Genomic DNA, 15120 nt, shown 5'->3' on the forward strand with positions numbered 1-15120 from the left:
ATATTCTGATTTACAATAAATTGGATATTCTGATTTGACTATAATAAGGTATTAATTTAAGATTAAGCGAAATGAAAGGTACATTTCCGATAGATAAGTTTCAGGAGATACAGACTCCGTTCTACTATTACGACACCAATGTGTTGCGCCAGACATTGAAAACCATCAATGAAGAGGCTGGCAAGCACGAGGGATTTGAAGTGCACTATGCCGTAAAGGCAAATGCTAACCCTAAGGTGCTCAATATCATCTGTCAGGCTGGTTTAGGAGCTGACTGTGTGAGCGGAGGAGAAATTCAGGCTGCCATCAAAGCCGGATTCCCAGCCAGCAAGATTGTTTACGCTGGTGTAGGCAAGAGCGATTGGGAAATCAACCTCGGATTGGAAAAAGACATCTTCTGCTTCAATGTAGAGAGTATTCCGGAGTTGGAAATCATCAACGAACTGGCTGAAAAACAGAATAAGATTGCGCAGGTTTGTTTCCGCATCAATCCGGATGTCGGCGCCCATACGCATGCAAACATCACAACAGGTCTGGCAGAAAACAAGTTCGGAATTGCCATGCGCGACATGGAAGCCGTAATCGAAGAGGCTGCCAAGATGAAGAACATCCAGTTCCTCGGACTGCACTTCCACATCGGAAGCCAGATTCTCGACATGGGGGATTTCGAGGCACTCTGCAACCGTATCAACGAACTTCAGAACCAGCTTGAAGCACATCACATCATTGTGAAGAACATCAATGTGGGCGGCGGACTGGGCATTGATTACAATCATCCAAACCGCCAGCCAATCCCTAATTTCAAGGATTATTTCGATACATACGCAAAGAAACTGAAGTTGCGCAATGGTCAGAAGCTTCACTTCGAGTTGGGTCGAGCCGTAGTGGGTCAGATGGGTTCTCTCATCACCAAGACACTCTACATCAAGCAGGGCACAGCCAAGCAGTTTGCCATTGTGGATGCAGGAATGACCGACCTTATCCGTCCTGCTCTCTATCAGGCTTACCATAAGATTGAAAACATCTCAAGCGATGAGCCTGTTGAAACTTACGACGTTGTAGGTCCTATCTGCGAATCAAGCGATGTCTTCGGCAAGGCTGTCGACATCAACAAAGCCCATCGCGGCGACCTCATCGCCCTCCGCTCAGCTGGAGCCTATGGTGAGATCATGGCGAGCCAGTATAACTGTCGCCAGTTGCCAAAGGGGTATATTACAGAAGACTTTTAATATAGTTGAAAGTTAAAAGTTAAGAGTTTATAGGATTTTCCTTTCTCTAGCTTTCTATATTACGAGAAAAAGAATATGATGATCATTAGTACAACTACTATAATAGCAGGCGCAGTGGTGGTTTTATTGGCGGTTCTCGGATCGCTGATAAATCCATTTCTGCGCTCGTTGCACTTTCAAAAAACAGAAACGGCAGAGAATCAACCTCCTGTCAGTATACTCATTACCGCACACGATAATCTTGCTGAATTGGAGAGGAATCTCCCTATGTTCCTGCGCCAGCAGTATGCTGCCGACTATCAGGTAATCGTAGTCTGCCAGAGTACAGATGGCGAGACACTGGATTTTCTGAAGCGAACAGCAGCCGAGAACCCTCATCTTTATTATACTTATATTCCTGAGAGTTCACGCTACATGAGCCGCAAGAAATTGCAGATTACACTGGGTGTGAAGGCTGCCAAACATGAATGGATTATTCTGACAGAGCCTAATTGTCGCCCAAGCAACGACAAGTGGTTACAAACCATGGCCCTTCAATGCCAGGACCCTAACCATCTGGTATTGGGATATGTAGCCCTTGATGAGGAAACTAAGAGCGTACGCCGTTTCGACAGCATCCGCAAGGCTTACTATGTTTTGCGCCGTGCCCAACAGACCTACGGCTATCGCAGTCACATGCCTAACGTAGCTTTCCGCAAGAGCGACTTCATGAAGGAACAGGGCTATCAAGGCAACCTGGAATATGTTCGCGGCGAATACGATTTTCTCGTCAACAAGTATGCCCATTGTGGCGATACAGCTACAGAACTGGATTGCGATGCATGGCTCATCCGCGAAGCACCATCGAGCAAGAGTTGGCACAATGCCCACCTCTATCTGCAGGCTTCACGCAAGAGTCTGGAAAGAGCCGGTTCCATGCGAACCCTCATGTTCTTCGACCATCTCATGCCACATCTCAGCCTGATAGCAACGCTGGCCGTAGCAGCCTACTCTATCCTCATGAAGAATTGGATTCTTACAGGATGCGCAGGTTTCAGTCTCCTTCTGCTGTTCATCGTGAGAATGCTGATAGCCAACAAGGCCATCAGACACTTTGATGACGGAATAGCGATGTTCAAACTGCCATTCTTAGAATATGGAATTATCTGGAGAAATCTGGCTACCAAATTGCGCTATTGGCGGGCTGACAAAAACGATTTCACTTCTCATAAACTCTAAACAGGGTAAAAAGGAAGTTTAAGTCTATCATAATACTAACAGTTAAAAATAACCGACAGAACGATGAAAGTATATTTGTTCATTTCCAACCAAAAGAAGTTGCTGAAGATGTATCTTCCATACATCGAAGCCTTGAATAAACAGCTCGACATCACCAACAGTCTGGTTGATGCCGACATTGTGTTGATTATAGGAGCATGGACATGGCAGGGAGCCCAGATAGCAAAGAAAGCAAAGCAGATGGACATTCCCTACATCGTTTGTCCACTGGGAGATCTTTCTGAGAGAAACTGCAAGAACCCTTACTTGAAGCGTTCACTGCAACAGTCTATGTATCAGAAAGCCATGTACGCCAAAGCAAACCTTGTGGTAGCTACTACCCCTATGGAGAAAAGCTATCTCGAAAAGAAGGGTTGGAACAAGCGCATCGCCCTGATTCGCTATGCAGGATACAGTCATCTTACCACCACTGAAGCCATGATACAGAACTGGTTGGAGACGGATGAGGAGACGCTGGCAGCCTTCGAGCAGCAAAAGGCAGAAACCATCGCTGCCCAGACCAAACAGGCTATCATCGCACAGATCATGCAGATAAAAAGCCGCATGCCGCATCAGAATATTCCGCAAAAATATCTTGACGATTTGCACACTCTGCTCTATGCTGATGATTATGATGAGGATGCTATCAAGCAAGAACTGGCAGAGAAGAAACTCTCTTCCTATGCCGCCTCCGTTTTCCAGGCCATGACAGATAAAACAGGACTCACTGAAGGCTTCATGCCGATTCCTGCCAAAAAGGGCAGAAAGAGTAAAGAGATTCTGAAGTTTGTGAAATAAAAAAAATTCTGAAGTTTGCGAAATAAAAAAGATTCTGAAGTTTGCGAAATAAGAAGAAATGAACTTAGATAGAATAGAACAGCAGGCTGGTCATCTGCCAGCTTACCAGATAGCCGACTCTGTCAATGAAGCATTGATGGAGTCGGCTAACCTTGTTATTACAGCTCCTCCTGGAGCCGGTAAATCTACCCTCCTCCCGCTCACCATTCTGCGGGGCATGAATGATCAGACATTGGAAGGTTTCATCCATGATCATCTTAAAAATCAGGGTAAGATTCTGATGCTCGAACCGCGCCGCCTGGCTGCTCGCCAGATAGCCGAACGGATGGCACAGATTCTGGGAGAACCCGTGGGCAAAACCATCGGCTATCGGGTAAGATTCGAAAACAAGGTTTCGGATGAAACACGCATCGAAGTCCTTACCGAGGGCATTCTCACCAGAATGCTGATCAATGATGCTACACTCGAAGGAGTTTCGTGCCTCATCTTTGATGAGTTTCATGAACGCAGCATCAACTCCGACCTGGCGTTAGCACTGGCCCGGCAAACACAGGAAATCATCCGCCCCGACCTGAAGCTCATCATCATGTCGGCAACCATCGATGCTTCCAGTATCTGTCAGTCACTTCAGGCTCCGCTTATCGAGAGTGAAGGCAGAATGTTTCCGATAGAAACCATTTATGCAGACCACGACATCGACAGATATCAGGTAGCGCAGGAAATGGCAGCCACCATCTGTCAGGCTTTCAGAAATCAGGAAGGCGACATTCTTGCCTTTCTGCCGGGACAAGGTGAAATCATGAAATGTGAAGAACTGCTTCGTTCTGCCTTATCTTCAACAGAAATCTATCCACTCTACGGCAACCTCACGCCAGAAAAGCAGCGACTCGCCATCGCTCCTTCCAAACCGGGCGAAAGAAAAATCGTATTGGCCACCCCTATCGCCGAAACTTCTCTCACCATCGAGGGGGTACGAATCGTTGTGGATTCCGGACTCTGCCGAAAACTGGTTTATGATGCCCGTACAGGCTTGAGTCATCTCGAAACCGTTCGCATCAGTCAGGACATGGCTACGCAACGAAGGGGACGTGCGGGCAGAATCACATCAGGCATATGTTACCGGCTTTGGACACAGACCTCTGAACATCTGATGCCTGAACAACGGCTGCCCGAAATACTGGATGCAGATCTCTCTTCCATAGTTCTCGACATTGCTGCTTTCGGCGAAAACAAGCCGGAACTACTTCCTTGGCTTACCCCTCCTCCTAGGGGCAACCTCGCCATGGCCCAGCAACTTCTTAAGTCGCTCAACGCCCTCACTTCTGATCATGATGCTCACGCTCTCAGTGGCAGCATCACCGCAGAAGGCAGCAGAATGGCTCAGCTTCCTTGTCATCCGCGAATCGCCAAGATGATAATCAGCAGCGGTTCTCCGTCAATCCAAGCCTTGGCCTGCGACATTGCAGCACTGCTGGAAGAGAAAGATCCGTTGGGCGGAAATGAGGATTCTGACATGGCGCTCCGCCTTTCACTCCTCCGCTCCGCGCGAAGCAAGAAGAATCTGGGGCGTTGGAACCGTATCGCTCAAATTGCGCAGGAATACAGGAAGATGCTGCGTATTAAGGAAGACAACGAGCCAATTGATGCTGAGGAAGTGGGCCATCTTATCGCCCTAGCCTATCCTGAACGCATCGCCCATGCCACCGACCATGCAGGTAACTACAAGATGTCGAATGGAAACATGGTTTTCATCGACCCGAGCGACAGCATGGCTGCAAACGAATGGCTTGCCATCGCATCACTCAACCTATCTTCAACCTCATCATCCAATCCCGCACAGAGACGTAAAGGAAGAGTATTTCTCTCAGCCCCCGTCAACTGGAAGAACTTGCCGGCACAAACCTGCGAGAATATTTCATGGGACAGCAAAGTGATGGCAGTAAAGATGCAGCAGGAAACACGGATAGGAGCACTCGTCATAGACAGCAAGCCGATACAGAATGCCAGCCGGGAGACAGTTTCGGACATTATCTGCGAAGCTGCCCAAAAAGACGGACTCAGCATGTTCGATTGGAACGAATCCGTTCATCGTCTGCAACAGCGCGTGGCGCAAGTAGCTGAATGGCATCCGGAACTGGAGATTCCCGACCTGTCAACAGAGCATCTCCTGACAACAGCCCGAGCGTGGCTCCCTTTCTATCTCGAAGAAGGTGGTAAGATGAAGACTGCTGTTACAGAGTTGAAGAAACTCAACCTGTGCGAAATCTTATGGAACATCCTTCCTTACGACCTTCAGCAGGAGATAGACCACTTTGCTCCCACCCACATCCGTGTGCCATCGGGCAGCAACATCCGCATCGATTATCGCTTGGGAACCGAAGCCCCAGTTCTTAGTGTACGGCTTCAGGAGTGTTTCGGAATGACATCAACTCCCACTGTCGATGCTGGCAAACGGCCTCTTCTGCTTGAGTTGTTATCTCCCGGTTTCAAGCCCGTTCAGCTTACTCAGGATCTCGCAAGTTTTTGGCAAGGCACTTATTTCGAAGTCCGCAAGGAACTGAAGCGCCGATACCCTAAGCATTTCTGGCCGGAGAATCCGTTAGAGAGCCAGGCCGTGAGAGGCGTCAAGCGGTGATAAGATGAGTCAAATGCAAGAAGATTCGTCACTTGGCGATAAGATATCGTCAAGTGACAATATGAAAGAAGCCAAAACTGTTTTGGGTCCTAAGAAAAGTAAAAATTAAAAAGGTCGCTCCCCTATCTGGGTAGCGACCTTTATCTTTATATTTGAATTTTGATGTAATCTAAATTCAACGATGCTCATCTGCAAGGAAATTAATCCTTGAAGAAATCCTTAACAGCCTCGTTTGGTACCATCTTCTCATCGAAAACGTATGCACCAGTCTTAGGGCTCTTAACCATCTTGATAACCTTTGTATATGCGCGACCATCCATGTTACCTTCGTGGAGGGTAGCGACCGCTTTCTTTGCCATAGTCTATTTAAATTGATAAAATTATTAAACTTGTAAGCTAAGCTTACTTAATCTCCTTGTGAAGAGTCATCTTCTTAAGGATTGGGTTGTACTTCATCAACTCAAGACGCTCAGGAGTGTTCTTACGATTCTTTGTAGTCACGTAACGGCTTGTACCTGGCATACCACTGTTCTTGTGTTCAGTGCACTCGAGGATAACCTGTACTCTATTACCTTTTGCTTTCTTTGCCATGATATTTATTCTCCTATAACTTTAATGTCCTTCCAATCTACGTAGCCCTTCTTTACTGCCTGATTCAAAGCAGCATCGAGACCTACCTTATTAATAAGACGAAGACCAGCAGCGCTGATCTTGAGGCTGATCCAGCAACCCTCTTCTACATAGTAGAATTTCTTGCTGAAGAGGTTAACATCAAAGCTTCTCTTTGTACGGTGCTTTGAGTGAGACACATTGCAACCTAACTGTGCCTTCTTACCTGTAATTTGACAAATCTTAGACATTTCTATCTTTAATTTTGTAATTCGTTAATTGATACCTATTCCAAACAGAGTGCAAAATTACAAAATAATTTGGTAATAACAAAATAATCCCTAAAAGAACGCTGTCTTTTAAGGATTATTAATATTTAATAGCCTTAAATTAGCAATTTAAGCCTATTTTTTAAGTTCTTCAGCATGTTCTTTCAAGAATTCGAGCATGCCTTTAAGCGCTGTATTTGTGGCAATTGCAAGGTTGATGTCGCGTCCGAAATCTTCGGTGAGTTTTACCACGCGAACATCGTTATTATCGCCATAACCTACATAGATTGTGCCCACAGGAATGGCTGGAGTTCCACCCGTTGGACCAGCCACGCCCGTTGCAGAAATGGCGAAGTCTACATTCAGGGTCTTGATTGTGCCGAGCACCATCTCTCTAGCCACTTCTTCGCAAACGGCAGTCTGCTCCTCCAGAACCTCATGGCTCACGCCCAAAAGATTCTCCTTTACCTCGTTGGTGTAGCTTACTACACCACCCTTGAAGTAATTGCTGGCACCTGGCACAGAAATCAGCGCCTCGGCGATACGACCGCCTGTGCAGCTCTCTGCTGTGCCTACTGTCTTGTCACTGTTGTAGAGCATCTCCTGGATGCCCTTGCTCAATATCTTTGTTTCAAATTCCATCTTGTTTATTTACAGTTTACAATTTATAGTTTATAGCATGAACAACCTTAAAACAAGATTGCCCTATTAACTATAAACTATAAACTCTTAATTACTTAAATGTTACTTTACTATAGGCTGGCAAGTCGATGGTTGCAAACTCGCCATCACGATACTTGAAGGTTCCCACGCAGCCTATCATCGCCGCATTATCGGTAGTATAGCTGAACTTAGGGATGTAGATAGTCCAGCCGAAGCGCTTGGCATGGTCGCGGAAAGCGTTGCGCAAACCATTATTGGCGCTCACACCTCCAGCTACAGCCACATGCTTGATACCGGTCTGCTTGACAGCCATGCGGAGTTTCTTCATCAGAATATCAACGATGGTAAACTCTATGCTGGCAGCCAGATCGTACTTGTTCTTCTCAACAAAGTCAGGATCTGCAGCCACCCATTTGCGCAAGCTGTAGAGGAAACTTGTCTTGAAGCCAGAGAAACTGTAGTTCAAACCCGGAATATGAGGCTCAGAGAAACTGAAAGCCTTCGGATTACCCTGGCGTGCATACTTATCTACGACAGGACCACCAGGATAGCCCCACTCCAGTACCTTGGCACACTTGTCAATAGCCTCGCCAGCCGCATCATCGATGGTCTGTCCCAGCACTTCCATATCGTTGTAGGCATTCACCTTTACAATCTGCGAATTTCCACCGCTCACGAGAAGACAGATGAACGGGAATGGAGGTGCACTCTGGTCATCATCGCTCTCCTTGATGAAATGAGCCATCACATGACCCTGCAGATGGTTTACATCTATCATCGGGATATTGAGCGAACGGGCGAATCCCTTGGCAAAGCTCACACCCACGAGAAGCGAACCCATCAGACCCGGACCACGGGTGAAGGCTACGGCTGAAAGATCTTCCTTCTTGATGCCGGCACGGGCGATGGCCTGGTCAACGACTGGAACCACATTCTGCTGGTGGGCACGGGAAGCCAACTCCGGAACAACACCGCCATAAGCTTTGTGAACCTCCTGAGAGGCGGTAACATTGCTCAGCAGCACACCATTCTTGAGCACTGCGGCAGAGGTATCATCGCAGCTGCTCTCTATACCTAATATATATATATCCTTCATTATATCAAAGTTTATAATTTATAATTTATAGTTTATAGCATAAAACACCTTATCCATGAGACTCAAGCAAGAATGCCCTATTAACTATAAACTATCAACTATTAACTAACACTAGTGTGTCAAAACCTCCACACCTGTCTCTGTCATCACAAGCGTGTGCTCCCACTGCGCAGATGGTTTCTCATCGCCGGTGATTACTTCCCATCCGTATGGATCGTCGGCATCGAGGAATACCTGCCAGGTGCCCATGTTAATCATTGGCTCGATGGTGAATACCATACCCGGAACAAGCAGCATGCCCGTGCCTCTATGACCATAGTGAAGAACCTCAGGCTCTTCATGGAACTGGCAACCTACGCCATGACCGCAAAGATCGCGAACCACACCATAACCATACTTCTTGCAATGCTTCTCGATAGCATGACCGATATCACCTACAAACGAGTAAGGCTTGGCAACCTCCATACCGATTTCCAGGCATTCCTTGGCTACGCGAACCAGCTGTTCCTTCTCAGGAGTAGTTTTGCCGCCAACAATGAACATACGGCTGGCGTCAGCATAATAGCCATCAACGATGGTTGTCATATCCACATTGATGATATCACCCTCTTCGAGCACATCCTCTTCCTTAGGAATACCATGGCAAACCACTTCGTTGATAGAAGTGCAAACGCTCTTAGGATAGCCTTCGTAGTTGAGGCATGCAGGAATGGCATTATGATCCTTACAATACTGCATGCAGAGGTCATCAATCTCCTGGGTGTTGATTCCCGGACGAATCATCTCTGCTACCGCATCGAGACAACCGGTGTTTACGACACCACTCTTACGGATGCCTTCTATCTGTTCTGGAGTTTTAATCAAGTCACGGGTAGGAACAAGTTTACCCTTGTTTTCCCAAAACATTACCTGCTTGTCGAGCTCTGTAAGAGGCTGACCTGGCAAGCAATGCCATCTTTTCTTCTTAATCATTGTATTATGTATTTAATATTTGCGACTGCAAAAGTACATTTTTTATTGCAGAGCACAAAATAAAATGGCAATTATTTGCATTTTAGTGCAAATAATCACCACAAATAATTACTTCAAATGCTCATAAATCTTATCGCACCAGTCTTCTCCATTCTGCGGACAATAAGTAAACAGTCCCAGTTCTGAGGCAGCACAGCAGTTACGAGGACCATCATCAATAAACAGGCACTCCTCTGGCATAATCTTCTCCTGAGAAAGGACATAACGGAAGAAATTCTCATCCGGCTTCATATACTTTGCCTCATAAGAACGGTACATCGCATCGAAATAATCGCCGATAGGATGACCGTCGGCAGAGAATGCCTCGCTGTCTACCCAGGCAGAAACGTAAGGGTTGGTATTGCTGAGCAAGATTACACGGTAGCCCTGCTTCTTAAGATTGCGGAGAGTAACCAGATTGCGTTCTGGAATTTCCTTCATGTAGCCCAGCCAGCAATGCTGCAGTTCCTCGAAGGTTACCTCGCGGCCAATCTTCTTGCTCACTTCCCGACGATATTCCTCCTCGGAAATCTTGCCCTCTTCCAGCTGGCCGTTTAAGCCAACCTGCTTATAAGGGTCCATCTTCTCCGCAAACTCCTTCATACCCAACTCAATGAAACGTTTGCCTGCCTCATTCTCGTCGAGGGTGATGATGACACCACCCATATCAAAAATCACAGTTTTAATCATATAATTATCCTAAAAACGTTGTATTCTTTATCTTGTCAGAACAGCTCCAGCTTGTTCTTTCTAGCCTCTGAGAGCGAGGCTATCTTAGCCTGCTCTTCGTGATAGTCCTGGCGAAGTTTCTCGTAGCGCTTCTTCAGTTCCGCCTCAAATTTAGGGCATTCTGTCTCGTTGAGGAATCGGGCACAGATTCCGGCATTGAGCGATGCGTCCTTCACCCAGATAACCGGTCCGTCATATTCAGGCGCAATCTTCAGAGCCACATGCAGTTCGCTCGTTGTTGCCCCACCTACCATGATAGGAATGCGCAAACCAGCTTTCTGCATTTCTCGGGCCACATGAACCATTTCTTCAAGCGAAGGGGTGATAAGTCCGCTCAAACCGATTGCGTCTACCTTTTCATCGATAGCTTTCTGTACAATCTGTTCGGCTGGAACCATCACACCTAAGTCGATGATTTCGTAATTGTTACATGACATAACCACGCAGACGATGTTCTTTCCGATATCATGAACATCGCCCTTCACGGTTGCCATCAGAATCTTACCGGCAGTTGTTGCTCCACCCTGTTTTTCTGCCTCGATATGAGGCTGAAGGATAGAAACTGCCGATTTCATCGTGCGAGCCGTCTTGACAACCTGCGGCAAGAACATTTCGCCTTTTCCAAAAAGTTCGCCTACCAGGTTCATGCCGTCCATCAGAGGACCCTCAATTACGTTTACTGCATGAGGATATTTGGCAAGTGCTTCGTCAATATCCTGCTGCAGAAAATCGGTGATTCCTTTTCTCAGCGCATACTTCAGACGTTCTTCTACACTCTCCTTTCGCCATTCAGGAGCAGCCGGCTTCTTGGGAGCAACACCGCCTGCCTTAGCTGCAGCCTTGGCAGCATCAGCCTGTGCTTTTATCTCTGCCGCAAGCTCGATGAGTTCGTCTGCCGCACCTTTCCTTCTATTCAGCACGACATCCTCGATGAGCTGAAGTTGTTCTTCAGGAATCTTATTGTAATCCATTCTGGCTTTGGCATTTACAATACCAAAGTCCATACCTACCTGCTGGGCATGATGCAGAAAAACACAATGGATAGCCTCACGGATATAAGTATTGCCACGGAATGAGAACGAGAGGTTACTGACACCTCCGCTGACATGTGCACCAGGCAGATTCTGATGAATCCACTCCGTTGCACGGATGAACTCAACAGCATAATTATCATGCTCCTCCATACCGGTAGCTATGGCAAGTACGTTCGGGTCGAAGATGATATCGAGCGGATTCATGCCCAACTTGTCTACCAGAAGATGATAAGCACGTTCTGCTATCTCGATGCGGCGCTCGAAAGTGGTAGCCTGACCAACCTCATCAAAACACATCACAACAACGGCTGCACCATAGCGCAACACATCGCGGGCATGAGAAAGGAATACTTCCTCGCCCTCCTTCAAACTGATGGAATTGACAATACACTTACCCTGGCAGCACTTCAAGCCAGCCACGATGACGTCCCATTTGGAAGAGTCGATCATCACCGGAACCTTCGCAATGTCAGGTTCGGCTGCAATCATATTCAGGAAATTAACCATCTCGGCTTTCGCATCGAGCAAACCATCGTCCATATTCACGTCAACGACAGCTGCTCCATCAGCCACTTGCTTTCTGGCAATACCAATGGCTTCTTCATAATTCTTTTCGTTAATCAAACGCAGGAACTTCCTGCTACCAGCCACATTACAGCGTTCGCCCACATTGACGAACCGGCTTGCGTCAACCGGTAAATGTACAGAATCATCGACCTGCAGAAGGTCTAATCCCGAGAGCCACATATACTTAGGTTTCTCCACAACTTTGTGCGGTTTCTTACCCTCTGCTATACGGGCATAATGAGCGATGAATTCAGGACTTGTACCGCAGCATCCGCCAATGATGTTCACGATACCTTCATCGATGAATTCGGCTATTTGCGGAGCCATCGATTCGGCAGTCTCGTCATATTCGCCCATTTCATTAGGCAAACCGGCATTAGGATGCGCACTAATATAATAAGGTGCAACCTGAGCCATATGTTCGATGAAAGGCTTCATCTGAGGAGCACCAAAGGCACAGTTCATGCCGACAGAGAAGATAGGATAAGGAGAAAGCGAAGCAAGGAAAGCATCTACAGTCTGACCACTGAGCGTCCTGCCCGCCAGATCACTCACCGTAAGACTGATCATAACAGGCAACTCTACTCCATGTTTCTTCATCATGGTGAGCGCCGCATCTATCATCGCCTTGCAGTTGAGTGTATCGAAGATGGTTTCGATGAGAATCACGTCAGCACCGCCTTCGATAAGACCATCCACCTGTTCGCATACATCGGTGAAAAGCTCATCGTAGGTAATCTCGCGGGCGGCAGGATTGCTGACGTCCGGGCTCATGGAACATGTCTTGTTGGTTGGTCCCACATCTCCTGCAACGAAGCGTGGTTTATCAGGTGTAGAAAACTTATCGCATTCGATACGTGCCAGGCGTGCACCCTCGAATGCCATTTCGCGGGCGCAGTTCTCCAGGTGATAATCAGCCTGCGAAATGCGCTGGCACGAAAAAGTATTCGCAGTAATAATATCGGCGCCAGCCTCTAGGTAGCGTCGGTAAATATCAGATATCACATCAGGACGAGTGATGTTGAGCATATCGTTGTTGCCCTTCATCATGCCCGGCAAATCGCGGAACCGCTCGCCTCTGAAGTCTTCTTCTGTAAGATTATACTTCTGAATCTCAGTACCCATGGCACCATCGAGAATCAGAATTTTCTCCTTTACAATCTCTCTTAAATTCTTCATTGGCTAAAAGTGCTTGATTGCTCTATCCATCTCCCTTCTGTCTTCCTTCTCCTTCAGAGTCTGGCGCTTGTCATACTCCTTCTTACCCTTGCAGAGGGCTATGTCCACCTTGGCTCTACCGTGATTATCGATAAAGATGAGGATTGGAACAATGGTGAAACCGGGCTGCTTGCTGTCCTCCTCAAGACGGCGCAATTCACGCTTGGTGAGAAGAAGTTTGCGGTCGCGGCGAGCCTCATGATTGCTGAAAGAGCCATAGAAATAAGGAGAGATGTTCATTCCCTTGACCCAAAGTTCGCCCTGATAGAAATCGCAATAACAATCTACCAGCGAAGCCTTTCCGCCACGGATTGACTTAATCTCTGTACCCGTAAGCACAATGCCTGCGGTATATGTGTCAACGAAGAAGTACTCGAACGAAGCCTTCTTGTTGCGTATCTGTATCGGACTCTTCTTACGGAGTTCCTGTTCTTGCTTGTTCATATATATAATAATGTATTATAAGTTTATAGTTTAAAGTTTATAGTTTATACGGCATTCCTATCATACGGCGAAGCCGCTATTAACTATCAACTATTAACTTTTGACAATTTCGCAGAAATTGTCGATATGATCATCGATGTAGAAGGCAACCTTGCTGGTCCACTCCTCTTCGTTCTCTACGAACTCATCGTCAAAATCATCAAACTCAGGAAATTTCTCGTAGAGCGCCATAAACTCCTCATCGGTCAGATCGCGCTCAATCTCCTCATGGTTTGTCTTATACAGGAAATGACTCTTCTTGATAAGCTTGGAGAGTTCTGCCAATCCCCAGTTTTTAAACGCCTTGTCGGTAGGGTTCTTCCAGAGGAAAGCACCATAGCCGTTATGTATGAGCTGAACCATTCCGCCATCCATCATCTCCTCATGCAGGATATCCCAAGCCAGAAGAGTAATCTGGTCGCTGTTGAGCTGCGCCATGGTCTCGGCTGTCAGTTCGCCACCAATCGCTTCGCGGATGGCATCCACGAAAGCCTTTACAAATTCATCCATGCCTGCCTCGGCAGCCTGCTGAAGCCTGGCATCGTTTATCTTTACTTCGATCATAATCTACAAAATTGCAATTTTCAGTTTGCAAAGATACATGAAATTGTGCATAAACCCAAGAAAAAATCTAAATATTAGGTTAAAGAGTTAAAAAGAATACCCAATTTTAGGTATTTTCCGGATTTTTTTTGTACTTTTGTGCTCGGAATTGAGGTGATGGCACCGATGTTTCAGCAAAATAATATGAATTAAGTACAGAACTTTATACTTATAATATTCATTAATATAAAATTTAGCGAATATGATCTATTCTAAAGAAGTAGACAACATGTGCGTTGTCGCTAAGGGTCCTAACCACGGACCAGCTCCAATTCCTGAAGAGGGAAAATGGATTCAGGCAAAAGAGATCAAAGACATCTCTGGTTATACTCACGGTGTGGGTTGGTGTGCTCCTCAGCAGGGTGCTTGCAAGCTCTCTTTGAACATCAAGGAAGGCGTTATTCAGGAGGCTCTTGTTGAGACTATCGGTTGTACTGGTATGACTCACTCAGCTGCTATGGCTTCTGAGATTCTCCCAGGCAAGACTATTCTTGAGGCTTTGAACACTGACCTCGTATGCGATGCTATCAATACAGCTATGCGCGAGCTCTTCCTCCAGATTGTTTATGGTCGTAGCCAGAGCGCTTTCTCTGAGGGCGGTCTCGTTATCGGTGCAGGTCTTGAGGACTTGGGTAAGGGTCTTCGTTCACAGACTGGTACTCTCTATGGTACTGTAGCTAAGGGTACACGTTACCTCGAGTTGACAGAGGGTTACATCACAAAGCAGTTCCTCGATAAGGACAGCCAGGTTTGTGGTTATGAGTATGTTCACCTCGGCAAGATGATGGAAGCTATCAAGAACGGTATGGACGCTAACGAGGCTGTCAAGAAGTTCACAGGTAGCTACGGTCGTACAACTGCTGAGCAGGGTGTTGTTAAAGCAATTGATCCACGTAAAGAATAATAAGGAGATACAGAT

At 46.7% G+C, this 15120-nt stretch carries 15 protein-coding genes; 5 read left to right on the plus strand and 10 right to left on the minus strand.

Going from position 1 to position 15120, the window contains the following annotated elements; translation table 11 throughout:
• The first annotated feature begins 71 nt into the window (after positions 1-71).
• From lysA to hrpB, 4 genes are all read left to right on the plus strand, one after another.
• Positions 72-1229, plus strand: coding sequence for a diaminopimelate decarboxylase (gene lysA / locus KSW37_RS05685; RefSeq protein WP_217313598.1), 1158 nt, complete (start codon positions 72-74; stop codon positions 1227-1229).
• Between the two features lie 75 nt (positions 1230-1304).
• Complete coding sequence (locus KSW37_RS05690; RefSeq protein WP_217313599.1) at positions 1305-2447, plus strand: glycosyltransferase family 2 protein; 1143 nt, start codon at positions 1305-1307, stop codon at positions 2445-2447.
• 63 nt (positions 2448-2510) lie between these two features.
• Complete coding sequence (locus KSW37_RS05695; protein WP_217313600.1) at positions 2511-3284, plus strand: hypothetical protein; 774 nt, start codon at positions 2511-2513, stop codon at positions 3282-3284.
• 58 nt (positions 3285-3342) lie between these two features.
• Complete coding sequence (gene hrpB, locus KSW37_RS05700; RefSeq protein ID WP_217313601.1) at positions 3343-5919, plus strand: ATP-dependent helicase HrpB; 2577 nt, start codon at positions 3343-3345, stop codon at positions 5917-5919.
• 200 nt (positions 5920-6119) lie between these two features.
• On the opposite strand, the gene KSW37_RS05705 is transcribed toward hrpB, so the two are convergent.
• The 10 genes from KSW37_RS05705 to KSW37_RS05750 all read right to left on the minus strand — a co-directional run bounded on the left by KSW37_RS05705 (position 6120) and on the right by KSW37_RS05750 (position 14162).
• Positions 6120-6278: a DUF4295 domain-containing protein gene (locus tag KSW37_RS05705; protein WP_006849046.1), complete on the minus strand. Its 159-nt coding sequence runs from the start codon at positions 6276-6278 to the stop codon at positions 6120-6122.
• Positions 6279-6321: 43 nt separating this feature from the next.
• The gene (gene rpmG / locus KSW37_RS05710; protein ID WP_006849045.1) at positions 6322-6510 is read right to left on the minus strand and encodes a 50S ribosomal protein L33; all 189 of its coding nucleotides are present in this window, start codon (positions 6508-6510) and stop codon (positions 6322-6324) included.
• A 5-nt stretch (positions 6511-6515) separates the two neighbouring features.
• The gene (gene rpmB, locus KSW37_RS05715) at positions 6516-6779 is read right to left on the minus strand and encodes a 50S ribosomal protein L28 (RefSeq protein ID WP_006849044.1); all 264 of its coding nucleotides are present in this window, start codon (positions 6777-6779) and stop codon (positions 6516-6518) included.
• A gap of 153 nt (positions 6780-6932) precedes the next feature.
• Positions 6933-7439, minus strand: a complete 507-nt coding sequence (locus tag KSW37_RS05720; RefSeq protein WP_217313602.1) for a CinA family protein — start codon at positions 7437-7439, stop codon at positions 6933-6935.
• A 91-nt stretch (positions 7440-7530) separates the two neighbouring features.
• Positions 7531-8556 carry a tRNA (adenosine(37)-N6)-threonylcarbamoyltransferase complex transferase subunit TsaD gene (gene tsaD, locus KSW37_RS05725; RefSeq protein ID WP_117693676.1) on the minus strand — a complete coding sequence of 342 codons (1026 nt, stop codon included), beginning with the start codon at positions 8554-8556 and terminating at the stop codon, positions 7531-7533.
• Between the two features lie 111 nt (positions 8557-8667).
• Complete coding sequence (gene map / locus KSW37_RS05730) at positions 8668-9528, minus strand: type I methionyl aminopeptidase (RefSeq protein ID WP_118253320.1); 861 nt, start codon at positions 9526-9528, stop codon at positions 8668-8670.
• Between the two features lie 108 nt (positions 9529-9636).
• Entirely contained in the window at positions 9637-10257 is a 621-nt protein-coding gene (locus KSW37_RS05735) for an HAD family hydrolase (RefSeq protein ID WP_217313603.1), read from the minus strand.
• A 35-nt stretch (positions 10258-10292) separates the two neighbouring features.
• On the minus strand, positions 10293-13076 hold the full coding sequence (gene metH / locus KSW37_RS05740) for a methionine synthase (protein ID WP_217313604.1): 2784 nt from the start codon (positions 13074-13076) through the stop codon (positions 10293-10295).
• 3 nt (positions 13077-13079) lie between these two features.
• On the minus strand, positions 13080-13559 hold the full coding sequence (gene smpB / locus KSW37_RS05745) for an SsrA-binding protein SmpB (RefSeq protein WP_217313605.1): 480 nt from the start codon (positions 13557-13559) through the stop codon (positions 13080-13082).
• 93 nt (positions 13560-13652) lie between these two features.
• Positions 13653-14162, minus strand: coding sequence for a DMP19 family protein (locus tag KSW37_RS05750; protein ID WP_217313606.1), 510 nt, complete (start codon positions 14160-14162; stop codon positions 13653-13655).
• A gap of 241 nt (positions 14163-14403) precedes the next feature.
• Here KSW37_RS05750 and KSW37_RS05755 point away from each other — a divergent pair, with 241 nt between their 5' ends.
• On the plus strand, positions 14404-15105 hold the full coding sequence (locus KSW37_RS05755; protein WP_006849036.1) for an iron-sulfur cluster assembly scaffold protein: 702 nt from the start codon (positions 14404-14406) through the stop codon (positions 15103-15105).
• The last annotated feature ends 15 nt before the right edge of the window (positions 15106-15120 follow it).

Origin of the sequence: Segatella copri (assembly GCF_019127135.1) — a bacterium.
Classification (GTDB): domain Bacteria; phylum Bacteroidota; class Bacteroidia; order Bacteroidales; family Bacteroidaceae; genus Prevotella.